Source organism: Actinoplanes sp. ATCC 53533 (assembly GCF_003947245.1).
In genome coordinates, this window is sequence record NZ_QHHV01000223.1 from 1 (window position 1) to 12,359 (window position 12,359).

Annotated in this window: 12 protein-coding genes; 8 read left to right on the forward strand and 4 right to left on the reverse strand. The window is 71.1% G+C overall.

Annotation, left to right across the window (positions count from 1 at the left end; all coding sequences use genetic code 11):
• From DMB66_RS49635 to DMB66_RS49660, 6 genes are all read left to right on the forward strand, one after another.
• Positions 1–2,334, forward strand: a 2,334-nt coding sequence (locus DMB66_RS49635) for a non-ribosomal peptide synthetase (protein ID WP_233625396.1), incomplete at its 5' end; no start/stop codon positions are given.
• 50 nt (positions 2,335–2,384) lie between these two features.
• Positions 2,385–2,591, forward strand: a complete 207-nt coding sequence (locus DMB66_RS49640; RefSeq protein WP_199753095.1) for an MbtH family protein — start codon at positions 2,385–2,387, stop codon at positions 2,589–2,591.
• On the forward strand, positions 2,588–3,793 hold the full coding sequence (locus DMB66_RS49645; protein ID WP_125811093.1) for a cytochrome P450: 1,206 nt from the start codon (positions 2,588–2,590) through the stop codon (positions 3,791–3,793). The genes DMB66_RS49640 and DMB66_RS49645 overlap by 4 nt, the downstream gene beginning before the upstream one ends.
• Positions 3,794–3,796: 3 nt before the next feature.
• Positions 3,797–5,068: an MFS transporter gene (locus DMB66_RS49650; protein WP_125811094.1), complete on the forward strand. Its 1,272-nt coding sequence runs from the start codon at positions 3,797–3,799 to the stop codon at positions 5,066–5,068.
• A gap of 180 nt (positions 5,069–5,248) precedes the next feature.
• Positions 5,249–5,884, forward strand: coding sequence for a TIGR00730 family Rossman fold protein (locus DMB66_RS49655; RefSeq protein WP_158647616.1), 636 nt, complete (start codon positions 5,249–5,251; stop codon positions 5,882–5,884).
• The gene (locus DMB66_RS49660) at positions 5,881–7,173 is read left to right on the forward strand and encodes a Zn-dependent hydrolase (protein WP_125811096.1); all 1,293 of its coding nucleotides are present in this window, start codon (positions 5,881–5,883) and stop codon (positions 7,171–7,173) included. Before DMB66_RS49655 ends, DMB66_RS49660 begins: the two co-directional genes overlap by 4 nt.
• Before the next feature lie 94 nt (positions 7,174–7,267).
• Here DMB66_RS49660 and DMB66_RS49665 read toward each other — a convergent pair whose 3' ends face one another.
• On the reverse strand, positions 7,268–8,500 hold the full coding sequence (locus DMB66_RS49665; RefSeq protein ID WP_125811097.1) for a putative acyl-CoA thioester hydrolase: 1,233 nt from the start codon (positions 8,498–8,500) through the stop codon (positions 7,268–7,270).
• A gap of 594 nt (positions 8,501–9,094) precedes the next feature.
• The gene (locus DMB66_RS49670) at positions 9,095–9,688 is read right to left on the reverse strand and encodes a hypothetical protein (protein ID WP_125811098.1); all 594 of its coding nucleotides are present in this window, start codon (positions 9,686–9,688) and stop codon (positions 9,095–9,097) included.
• Between the two features lie 268 nt (positions 9,689–9,956).
• Here DMB66_RS49670 and DMB66_RS49675 point away from each other — a divergent pair, with 268 nt between their 5' ends.
• A complete protein-coding gene (locus tag DMB66_RS49675; RefSeq protein WP_125811099.1) occupies positions 9,957–10,253 on the forward strand; it encodes a hypothetical protein in 297 nt (98 codons plus the stop codon).
• Between the two features lie 34 nt (positions 10,254–10,287).
• Positions 10,288–10,452, forward strand: a complete 165-nt coding sequence (locus tag DMB66_RS61850; RefSeq protein ID WP_158647617.1) for a hypothetical protein — start codon at positions 10,288–10,290, stop codon at positions 10,450–10,452.
• A gap of 55 nt (positions 10,453–10,507) precedes the next feature.
• On the opposite strand, the gene DMB66_RS49680 is transcribed toward DMB66_RS61850, so the two are convergent.
• The gene (locus tag DMB66_RS49680; RefSeq protein ID WP_125811100.1) at positions 10,508–11,752 is read right to left on the reverse strand and encodes an RNA polymerase sigma factor; all 1,245 of its coding nucleotides are present in this window, start codon (positions 11,750–11,752) and stop codon (positions 10,508–10,510) included.
• A gap of 76 nt (positions 11,753–11,828) precedes the next feature.
• Positions 11,829–12,209, reverse strand: coding sequence for a YciI family protein (locus DMB66_RS49685; RefSeq protein WP_125811101.1), 381 nt, complete (start codon positions 12,207–12,209; stop codon positions 11,829–11,831).
• Positions 12,210–12,359 lie beyond the last annotated feature (150 nt).

Genomic DNA, 12,359 nt, shown 5'->3' on the forward strand with positions numbered 1-12,359 from the left:
ACCGGTGCCCGGGTGGTGTTGACGCAGGGCAGTCTCATGGGCCGGTTCCGGGGTTATGAAGGCCGGTTGGTGTGTGTTGACACGGTTGTGGTCGAGGGGTTCCCGGTCACGGATCCGGTGCGGTCGACTTCGGCGGAGTCGTTGGCGTATGTGATCTATACGTCGGGCTCGACGGGCCGGCCGAAGGGGGTGCTGGTCGAGCACGGAGGGCTGGCGAACTTCGTCCGTTGGTGTGTGGAGGGCTATTCCGGTCGTGGTGTGGGTGGGGCGCCGGTGTTCTCCTCGATCGGGTTCGACGCGGTGGTGCCGAATCTGTTCGGCCCGTTGATCGCCGGTCAGACCGTTCATCTGTTACCGGAGGGGTTCGACATCGCCCGGTTGGGGGAGTTGCTCGTCGCTGGTGGGCCGTACTCGTTCATCAAGCTCACCCCGTCGCATCTGGATTTGTTGACCGCGCAGTTGACACCGGCCGAGGCGGCGGGGTTGGCCGCGACGGTGGTGGTCGGGGCCGAGTCGTTCTCGGCGGCGTCGTTGGAGTATTGGCGGCGGTTGGCCCCGGACGTGGTGGTGCTCAACGAGTACGGGCCGACCGAGGTGACGGTGGCCAATTCGGTGTTCCAGGCTGACGGGCTGGTCTCGACGCGGACGGTGCCGATCGGCCGGCCGATCCCGAACACGTGGATGTTCGTGGTGGATTACGCCGGTGAGTTGGCCGAGGTCGGTGTCACCGGTGAGTTGCTCGTGGGTGGGATGGGTGTGGTCCGGGGTTATCACGGCAGGCCTGATCTGACCGCGGACAAGTTCATCCCGGACCGGTTCGGACCGGTACCGGGTGGTCGGCTCTACCGGACCGGGGACCTGGCCCGGGTCCTTCCCGACGGCAACGTCGAGTTCCTCGGCCGGTCCGACGACCAGATCAAGATCCGCGGCTACCGGGTAGAACCCGGCGAGGTCGAGGCGGCGGTGGTCAGCCATCCGATGGTGACCGCCGCCCACGTCACCGTGGCCGACGACCTGGTCGGTGGCCCGCAACTGGTCGGCTACGTGGTCCCGGCCGACGCGCCCGCCCCGGCGGTGCTGCGCGAATATCTGAGCAGCCGCCTACCGGCCTACATGCATCCCACCGCGTGGGTGTTCCTCGACGGGCTCCCGCTGAACCCGAACGGGAAGATCGACCGCAAGGCCCTGCCCACCCCCGGCACGGTCACCACCTCCAGCTACCAACCACCCGTGACACCCGCCGAACACGACCTCACCCGGATCTGGCAGACCGTCCTCGGCCGTGACCGCATCGGCGTCTTCGACAACTTCTTCGACCTCGGCGGCCACTCCCTACTCGCGATCCAACTGGTCAACACGATCAACCGCGACACCCCCATGCGGATCAGTGCCCGCGACCTGTTCACCCACCCCACCATCCGCGACCTGGCCGGTCTGACCGCCGCCATGGTCGCGGCCCGCGACGGCGACACGGTGGTGACCCTCCGCGCCGCCGCGCCGGGCGGGCGCCGGCTCTTCTGCGTGCACCCCAGTGGCGGCAGCGTCCACTGGTACTACCGGCTGGCCCAGAGCCTGCGCGACGGCGACGGGCTGCTGGGCCTGCAGGCGCCGGGGGTGGAGGGTGACGCCGAGCCGCTGGCCGACATCTCCGACCTGGTCGACGTCTACCTGCGCGACCTCCGGCGGGAACAACCAACCGGCCCGTACGCGCTGCTCGGCTGGTCATTGAGCGGTCCCATCGCGCTGGAGCTGGCCCGACGGTTGCGTGGCGAAGGCGAACACGTGGACCTGCTCCTGCTCGAACCGTCCTGGCCCGACCGCCGCACCATCGCCACCCTCCGGCAGACCATCGCCGAGCATCGCCACGCCGCCGACCTGATCGACGCCCTGGTCGCCCAGCGCGCCGCCGCCTCGACCGGCGCGTCCGTGAGCGCGTCCATCGTCGAGCTGGAGCGCCAGCTGACCGAGCTGGCCTCCTCCTCCGACGTCCTCTCCGAGGTCATGCTGGAGCTGGACAGCTCGGTCACGGTCCGCACCGCCGGCCTGCTCTACGAAGCCTTCGTGGCCTGGGATCCGGTGCCGTACGACGGCGACGCGGATGTCGTCGTCACGCCGGAGTGCGTCGGTGCCGATCTCGACCATCCGTCCAAGGCCTCGGTCGGCTCCTACGCCGAGTACCTGGCCGAACTGGAGCGGCTGATGCCCTCCGGTCCACGGATCCACCTGGTCGAGGGCGACCACCTGACCATGCTGGGCCCCGACCACGCGCCGGAGGTGGCCGAGGTGTTCTACCGCGTCGTCGGTGCGGATGGCCCGGCGATATCGGCCCGATAGCCGGCTGGTGAATGGTGGCGTCATCTGGTGCGATGAGAAGGAGCGAACCCATGATGGACGATCCCGCGGTGATGTTCCGGGTCGTGGTCAATCACGAGGAGCAGTACTCGATCTGGCCGGTCGGTCGCGAGAACGCCCTCGGCTGGACCGACGAGGGCACGTCGGGCACCAAGGACGAGTGCCTGGCCCACATCAACGAGGTCTGGCTGGACATGCGGCCGCTGAGCCTACGGCGGCGGATGGCCGAGTCGGCGTGACACCGCCGTCGCCCGACCTGGCAGACCCGGCGCTGTACGGGGCCGGTGACCCGGTGCCGGTCTGGCGGCGGCTGCGTGCGGAGGCGCCGGTCTACTGGAACGAACGGCCCGACCAGGACGGCTTCTGGGCGCTGACCCGCTATCGGGACGTGGCCGCCGTGTACAAGGACCACCACACGTTCACGTCGCAGCGGGGCATGCGGCTGGACCTGGACCAGCGGGCCAGCGACGCCGCCGCCGGGAAGATGCTGATCGTCACCGACCCGCCCCGGCACCACCAGATCCGGCGGCTGATCAGCTCAGCCTTCACGGCCCGGACGGCCAGCCGGCTCGAGGACACCATGCGGGCCACGGTCGGCCGCATTCTCGACGACGCCCTGGCCGCCGGCACGGTCGACTTCGCCGACGTGGCCGCCCAACTGCCCGTGTCGGTCATCTGTGACCTGCTCGGCGTGCCCCCGGCCGACTGGGCCTTCATGCTCGACCGGACCCGGCTCGCGTTCGGCGACCGCGGGGGCGCGGTCGACCCCGCGCGGGCCGCCCTGGCCGCCGCCGAGGCCCACGCCGACCTGCTGACCCACTACGCCGACCTGGTCGACTTCCGGCGGCGGGAGCCGGGCGAGGATCTCATCACCGCGATGGCCCACGGCGACATCGACGGCGTCCCGCTGACCGATGAGGAGATCTTCCTCAACTGCGACGGGCTGATCTCCGGTGGCAACGAGACGACCCGGCACGCCTCGATCGGCGGCGTGCTCGCCCTGATCGGCCACCCCGACCAGTGGCACCGGTTGCGCACCGAGCCGGCGGTGCTGGCCACCGCGGTGCCCGAGGTGCTCCGCTACACCAGCCCGGCCCTGCACGTGCTGCGGACCGCCGTGGTCGACACCACGATCGGCGACCAGCCCATCCGGGCTGGCGACCGGGTCACCCTGTGGAACGCCGCGGCCAACCGCGACGACGAGATCTTCACCGACCCCGATGGGTTCGATATCACTCGGACCCCCAATCAGCACCTGGCCTTCGGCGCGGGCGGGCACTACTGCCTCGGCGGCGCGCTGGCGAACACCGAACTGCGCGTGCTGTTCGGCGAGTTGGCGCGACGGGTCGACCAGGTCGAGTTGGCCGGGCCGGTCCGTCGGTTGAACTCCAATCTCATCTGGGGCATCGAGTCGATGCCGGTCACTCTCCGGGAAAGTTGAGCCGTGCTGCAGCTGTTGCGGGACCGAAACGTCCGTTGGTACCTCCTGGCCCAGGCCCTGTCGCTGTTCGGCGACACGGCCCTGTGGCTGGCGGCTGCGGTCTGGGTCAAGACGCTGACCGGCAGCAATGCCGCCGCCGGCCTGGTCTTCTTCGCCTTCGCCGCCGCCCAGCTGTTCGGTCCGCTCGGCGGGCTGCTCGTCGACCGGGTCAGACGCATCCCGGTGCTCCTCGCGACCAACGTCAGCACCGCCGTCGTGGTGGCCGCGCTGCTGCTCGTCCGCGACGCCGACGACATCTGGCTCGTGTACGTGGTGATGGTGTTCTACGGGATCTCCAACACGGTGCTGGCCGCGGCCCAGTCGGCGCTGCTGTCGGTGATGGTGCCGGCCAAGCAGCTGGGCGACGTCAACGGCGTGGTGCAGACGGTGACGCAGGGCATCCGGCTGGGCGGCCCGCTGGCCGGCGCCGGCCTGTTCGTGATCCTCAGCCCATACGTCGTCGTCCTGCTCGACGTGGGTACGTTCCTGGTCGCCGCGGCGCTGCTGACGTTGATCCGCGTGGACGAGCCGGCGCCCGAGGCGGGCCAGCGGACCAGCTGGGCCGCGCTGTCGGCCGGGGCACGGCATCTGTTCGGCCGGGCCGGCCTGCGCCAGGTGATGTTCGCGGCCGCCTTCGCCGTGACGTTCTTCGGCTTCCTCGAGTCGCTCCTGTTCGCCGTGGTCGACTCGGGCCTGCACCGCTCGCCGGCCTTCGTCGCCGTCCTGGCCACCGCGCAGGGCTGCGGCGGGATCGTCGGCGGCCTGCTGGCCGGCCGGATCATGCGGGCCACTACGGCCGGCCTCACGGTGGGGCTCGGGCTGTTGCTGTTCGCCATCGGCATGCCCCTGCTGGCGGTGGGCCTCGTGCCGGTCGTGCTGGCCGGGATGGTGCTGGTGGGCATGTCCCTGCCATGGATCGTCGCCGGTTCGATCACCCTGCTCCAGCAGTCCACCCCGTCGGCGCTGCAGGGGCGGGCCTACGCGGCGCTGAACGTGTGCCTCAGCGTGCCCCAGGCGCTCTCCATCGCCTTCGGGGCGGCACTCGTGTCCGTTGTGGACTATCGAGTGCTGATCGCCGCGGTCGGCGTCGCCTTCGGCCTGAGCGCCCTGTACCTGTTGACCCGCAAGGAACAGCGCCGTTCGCCCGAGGAAGCGGCCGAACCGTCTGAGGCGTCCGAGGCGTCCGAGGCGTCCGAGGAGACGGTCGAGTCGGCCGGGCCGCTCGCCACAAGCTGACCCGCCGGTCGGCCGACGATGCGCGACCACGCATCGATGGCCGACCGATACGGCTTCGATAGCCGGTCGTGATGGATTTAGGGTCGCGGATCGGATTGCCCGCCGGTCGCGGCGTCGGCCCAAGCCCGGCGCCCGCCGATGTCAGCCGCGGTCTCGTCGTCCCTGACCGAAGGAATCGTCATGACCCCTGTACCGACTCTCCCGCTGGAACCGTTCTCGCCGGCGGCCTCTCTTTCGATATGTGTGTTCTGCGGTGCCCGATCCGGAGCGGAGGAGGACGTCGCCGCGGCCCGAGAGCTCGGGACGCTGATCGGCCGGGCCGGCCACCGGCTCATCTACGGCGGGGGCGGCTCGGGCCTGATGGGCGAGGTGGCATGGGCCGCCTACGACAGCGGTGCCGACGTGATGGGGATCATCCCGGCCTTCCTCTACGAACGCGAACGGGGCATCGCCGCCCCGCCCCAGGAGCGGTTCCTCACCCCCACCATGGCCGCCCGGAAGGAGCGCATGCTCGCCTGCGCCGACGTCTTCCTGGCCCTGCCCGGCGGGTACGGCACGCTGGACGAGATCTTCGAAGTGCTCTCGCTGAACTACCTCGGGCTGCACGCCAAGCCGATGGTGCTGCTCGACGTCGGTCAACGGTGGCGGGGCCTGCTCCAGCTGAACACCGATATCGTTCACAACGGATTCGCGGACGCACCGGCCGACAACCTGTTCCGGACCGTGGACACCCCCAGCGCCGCCCTCAAGACCATCGAGGCCCTCACGGCCGGCCTGCCGGTGTTCGCCGCCGAGCCCGAGCGGGTGACCCGATGACGTCGACCCCGCCGGCCGTCCGGAGCCCGCGCTCGGCGGGAAACGTCGGTGTGGCCGCGGATCCGGAGCCGCGGGTCGACGGTGCGCGGGTGCTCCGGACGGTCGAGGAGCTGGCCTGGTTCGGGGCCGACGAGCGGGGCGGCGTGTCACGCCTCGGCTTCTCGCCGGCCGACGACGAGGCCCGGCGCTACCTGGCCGACGCCGCCCGCGAGGTCGGCCTGGTGCCGACGGTCGACCCGGCCGGCAACCTGATCGTGCGGCGGCCCGGCGCCCGGACGGACGTGCCGGCGTTGCTGATGGGCTCCCATCTCGACAGCGTCAGCAACGGCGGCCGGCTCGACGGTGCCTACGGTGTGGCCGCCGCCTGGGAGGTGCTGCGGGTGCTGGCCGCACACGACACCCCGCTGCGGTACGAGCCGGTGGCGATCGCCTTCGCCAACGAGGAGGGTTCCCTCTTCCCGTACCCGTTCTGGGGTTCGCTGGCCGTGGTCGGCCAGCTCGACAACCCCGAGGACGCCACCGACGTCAACGGCGCCTCGCTGCGGCGCCCGTTGCGCGAGACCGGCGGCGATCTGGACCGGACGGCGGAGGCGGCGTGGCCCCCCGGGTCGGTCGGCGCCTACCTCGAGCTGCACATCGAGCAGGGCCCGGTGCTGGAGCGGGCGGGCGTGACCATCGGGGTGGTCGACGCCGTGGTGGGCCGGACCATCTTCGACCTGGTGGTGACCGGTCGGCAGAACCACGCGGGCACGACGCCGATGGACGGGCGGGCCGACGCGCTGACCGCGGCCGCGCGGCTGGTCCTGGCCGTCGAGTCCGTCGCCCGCGACCGCAAGCTGTGCGCGGTGGCGACGGTCGGGGTGCTCACCATCGAACCGGGGGTCACCAACGCCGTCCCGGGCCTGGTGCGGATGTCGGCCGAGATCCGCGACAACCGGGCCGACCGGCTGGCCACGGCCGAGGCGGCGGTGCTGGCCGAGGTGGCCCGCGTCGACAGCGCCGGCGAGGTCGACGCCACGGTCCGCGCGGTGACCCGGTTCGGCCCGGTGCCCACCGAGCCGGCGTTGCGCGACGTCATCACCGCCGCTGCCCGCGAACTCGGGCTGTCACACCGCACCATGCCCAGCGGCGCCGGCCATGACGCGCAGATCATCGCCGCGATCGCCCCCATCGGAATGATCTTCGTGCCGAGCCGGGGCGGGGTCAGTCACGCCCCCGATGAGGACTCGGACGATGCCCACCTGATCGCCGGAGCAGAGGTCCTGCTCCGGGCGGCTCTGCGCCTCTGACCGGTACAGCTCGCGGGACTGCCCGGCCGGGCACCCCCCCAGAGGGCCTGGTGCCCGAGCGGCCTGTGGGTAGCCGCCCGGCCGTCCACAAAGGTCACCCGGCGGCGCTGGGGCCTCGGTTCGCATACTCGAAGAGCCGGTTGAAGTAGATGTCGTTGAGGTCGCGGCCGGCGTCGACGCGCGCGGCGAAGGGGCGTGCGGTGGTGGCCGCCGGCGCCCAGGGCGTCGCCGCGGCGAAGCCGGCCCCCAGCGTGCTGTCGCGGATCACGAGCTGCCCGTTGGGGGTGACCCCGGGCAGATAGCCGGTCGTGCCCGCGCCCTGGTCCCAGGCCCGGCCGAGACGGCCGGTCGGCGCCGCCCGGTAACCCTCGTCGGCGGTGATCCGCGACCGGACGACCAGGAATCCGTACGGATAGGAGGGGTCGGTGTTCGGTGCGAAGATCACGCCGCCGGAGTCCTTGCGCGTGGAGACCAGGTGGAAGCGGGTGCGCGTGAAGACGGCACTGGCGCGGCCGAAGACGAAGTCCGTGTCACCCTCGATGTAGCTGTCCCGCACGAAGACCCGGGCGATCCGGGCGACGTCGTTCGCGTTGGCCAGGAACGTGTCCTGTCGACTGATCAGGCGCATGTCCTCCAGCTGGGTGCGGTCGGCGTCGGTGCGCAGGGCGAGCGCCTGGTGGGTGCCGCGGTCGACCGTGTCCAGCAGGGTGTTGGTGATGGTCAGACCCTTGAGCTGCAGGTCGGTGCTCTGCGACCAGACCACGGTGGCGCACAGTCCGGCGTTGGTGCTGGTCCGCGTCGCGCAGGACCGGAACATCTCCCAGGCCGGGTCGCCCTCGGCATAGCGCCCGTCGGGATTGACCAGCGCGGCCCACGCGGCCGGGGTGAGCGTCGCGTCCACGGTGAATTCCAGCCGCACATCGGCGGGGCGGCCGACGCCGTAGATGGTCAGCGGCGGTGAGCCGGCCGGGATGAAGACCGTCCCCGGGTACGTGCCCGGCAGGATCGCGATGGAGCGGCGGGTGCTGCCACCGGCCTTGAACGCCGCGTTCACCGCAGCCTGCACGGTGGAGAATCCGCGGCCCCCGACCACGAAGTCGCGGTGCCGGGTCACGATCGGCTGCGGCCGCCACGGGTCTGCCACCGGCGCGGCATACGGCCCGGAGAAGCCGAGATAGTTTCCGGGGGTGAACGGCGCAGCCTCCGCCGGTGACAGGATCGGCCGCGACGCCGTGCCGGGCCCGCCATGAGCCGACGCGAAAGCGGGCGTCGCCGCCAGCACGCTCACGGCCGCTGCGGCCGCCGTCATCCACCGTGCGATTCTCATCGTCGTCTCCCAGGCAAGCGCTTACCTCAGCGGTTTCAGGCATCATATGATCGAGAAGCATCGATTGTATGCCCCGTGGTCGATCGATTTCCGGGCGACGGGGGTTTCGAGTGATCAGATCAAGATCGCAGCGAGGGCGCGGAACGCGTCGGCGGGGAACGTCCGCACCGGACCGGCAGTGCTCCTCGATCCCGGCCGCGACCCGCTCGGCGTCGTCGCGCCGGTATGTCCGGGGCGAGGTCAACGACGCCGGTGCGGAGGTTTGCGGGCGACGAGGATCGGGCGCAGCAGTGTCCGCGACCGAAGCCGGTTCGGCGCGGGCGGTTTCATCAGGCGCCCGTCTCGGCCGATGGCGCGGTGTCCGGACCGGTCGGGTCGATCGTGCTGTCGCGCGACCTGCGGCCACCGACCCGACGGCGCCGATCACGGCCTGCACCAGCGGACTCCGCGATGCCGGTCCGTGGCCCGTTCGGGTGACGACGGGCAAAGGGCGGCGGAAGCCGGACAAGGCCACCGGGGATGGGCTCACTCGATCCGCCCCGGCGAGGCGACACCGGCGGCGACCCAAGCCACCCCGTGGCGATGGAAACCGCGCTATGTGCCGCGGGAAGAACCCCCGTCGTCGGTCGGTGCCGGAGATGCGGTGACCTCGGCCAGGCTCCGAGCGTACGCCGTGTCCAGATCGAGCCCGCCCAGAATGTGCATGGCGACGCGCGCAGCCGTCGCGGTCCAGCCACGCCCGCCGCGCGTGAGGTCGGTCAGGGCGCCCCGGTCCACGTCGGCGAGCGCCCGGCGCAGGGCGTGCGTGGTGTCCACCCCGGTCTGTTCCCAGATCCACTGGGCGGCGACCACCGCATCGCCAACGACGGCGGGCTCCGCATCCAGCTCCGGGGCCAGGTATGGCAGGCCGGCCTCGTTGGCGCCGTAGTGCAGGTCCAGCGCCGCCAGCGTCCGGCCGGCGGCCCGGTCGGTCGGATCTCGTCGGAGACGCTCGCTGGCGTACGCCCGCAGCTTGCTTACCGTGGCCCGGTCGTTCCACTGCCCGGTCCAGAAGGGATCCGTGCGGGGCAGCGCCTCCATGTCCGCCCAGATCGCCCGCAGCGGGGTCGTGAAGCGCTCGACGACGTCCGGGTGCCCCACGCCGAACCCTGTCCCGGTCACGAGCGTGGCGATGTCGTCCGGCGTCATGCTGGAATCGTCGCACGGCAGGTCCGGCGTCGAACGCACCCTCACCGCGGCTGCGGTCCAGAAGGGAACGCCACGAGGCTTCAATCCGTCGGGTCGGCAGAGGTCTCCACGGGGAATTCCATGGTCCACCACGAGCCGCCGCTTGATCAACACGGCCTCAAGCTTTCCCGGACGTGAATGCTCGTCACGTAGCCCATGACATCTGCAACTGTTCGGCCGTAGCCGCGTCGCGGAGACTGGACCCAGGCCAATCCAACTTGGAGGTTTAGTGCTCGCGGTCGACGGGGTCCTCGCAGTCTCCCTTTCCTGTCCGCTGGCCAACGCCGTAGACGGCGTCGGTAAGGCGCTGATCGCCCCGATCGCGGCGTACGTCATCGCCTTTCCGATCATCATGGTTTTCGGCGGATTCGGGCGTGGGCAGATCAGCAGCCTCATCGGCACCTTGGGGCTCTACTTCGGCAGCCGCACCAAGCTCATCGTTTTCGGGATCTTCGCACTGTGCGGGGCGGCTGGCGGCGGACTGATCGCCGCCGCCAACTCGTGGAGCAGCGGCTGTATTCCGTGACGACGGCGCCGGCTTTGAGGTCAGCCACCGCATCGTGGACGACAACGCCGTGTTCACCTGTCAGGTCAAGTCCCAGGACGAGAAGCTGCTGCCCGCCCTCGAACGGGTCACGCGCAGCGAGTGTCTGGACCTGATGGACACGCTGGCCGGCCCGCGCCCGATCTCCTATCTGGGCAACGGCTTCCTGACCGTTCGGTAGTCCACTTCACGAGCAGCGTGGTCAGGCTGCTGGAAGGGCCGGCTCCCCGGTTCGGTCAGCCGGCGAGTTGGTCGCGGCGGCGGGTGAGGTAGGCCTGTTCCGCGGGGTTGCCGGTGAGATCGATGGCCCGGTCGTACGCCGCCCGTGATTCGCCGCTGCGCCCGAGTCGCCGCAGCAGGTCGGCGCGCGCGGCGTGCAGGGCGTGGTAGCCGTCGAGGATCCCGGCGAGCCGGTCGATCTCGGCGAGCCCGACCCCGGGGCCGTCGATCTCGGCGATCGCGACCGCGCGGTTGAGCCGCACGATCGGCGAGGGGTCGAGCAGCACCATGCGGCCGTAGAGGGTGACGATCGTGGACCAGTTGGTGTCCCGGGCGGATGGGGCCTCCGTGTGGACCGCGTTGATCGCGGCCTGCAGCTGGTAGCGCCCGGGTGGGTCACCGCCGGTCGCCACCGCCCTGATCCGCTCGCGGACCAGGGCGTTGCCCTCGGCGATGAGGGTGCGGTCCCATGCGCCGCGGTCCTGCTCGTCGAGGGTCACCAGCTCCCCGGTGCGGGACACGCGTGCCGGTCGCCGGGCCTCGGTGAGGAGCATCAGGGCGAGCAGTCCGGCGACCTCGCCGTCGTCCGGGAGGAGGGTCCGGAGCAGGCGGCCGAGGTGGATCGCCCGGTCGGTGAGGTCGGCGCGTACCGGGGCGTCCCCCTGGCCGGCCAGATAGCCCTCGTTGAAGATGAGGTAGACGACCGCGAGTACGCCGGCGAGCCGGTCGCGGATGTCGTCGGCCGAGGGCACCCGGTAGGGAATGCCTGCCGCCTTGATCTTCGCCTTGGCCCGGGTGATCCGACGCGCCATCGTGGTCTCCTGCACCAGAAAGGCGCGGGCGATCTCGGGGGCGGTGAGGCCGCCGAGCAGGCGCAGGGTGAGCGCCACCCGGGCCTCCATCGCGAGCGCGGGGTGGCAGCAGGTGAAGACCAGTCTGAGCCGGTCGTCCTCGACGGGGCCGGTCGGCTCGGGCGGGGTGTCGTCGTACCCGATTCGGGCCGCCTGGTGCTTGGCGTCGCGCTGCGACTCGCGGCGGAGCCAATCGATCGCCTTGCGGGTCGCGGTGGTGGCGAGCCAACCACCGGGATTGTGCGGTACGCCCGCGCGCGGCCACCGCTCCGCGGCCGTTACGAACGCCTCGGCGGTCGCTTCCTCGGCGACGTGGAGGTCGCCGAAACGGCGCGTGAGGTCGGCGACCAGGCGCGCCCACTCCTCGTGGTGGGCACGGGTGATCGCCTGCTCGACGGTAGGGTCGGTCACGGCTTCAGCAGTGCTTTCGACCCTTCGGCGGCGAGTGCCGGCCCGTGGACGGACAGCGGACACCTGGGCACCGGGCTCACTTCTTCCCGGAGCCGTCCCGCCGGGCCAGCCCGGGACCTCGGAACCGGTGCACCTCCTGCGGCCAGTCGAGCACGGTCGCGAGCCGGCCGGCCCAGTATCGCGCCGCCTCGTCGTCGGGCACGTTCACGACGGCGAAGCCGCCGAGGTGCTCCTTGGTCTCGACGTACGGGCCGTCGGTGAAGACCGGCTCGCCGTCGACCAGCTCGACACCACACAGCGCGGTGGACCGGTCGAGCCCGCCGTTGGAGAAGATCAGGACACCTTCCGCCAGCATCTCCTCGACTACCGCCCGGGCCGCCGTGCCCTTCTCGCGCACTTCCTCCGCCGTTTGGTCGGGCACCCACTCGTCGTTGAAGGTGATCAGGTACTCCGTCATGGTCTTCTCCTCGTGGTCCCGGGGTGAGGGCGGCCCGGCCGGCCGCCACACTAGTTCTACGAACGGCTGCGCCTCGATACGACACCATTGATTCGCCCATCGGCCTGTCGCTCAACGGCAGTTGTGCTCCATCATGGAGCAGCACGCCGC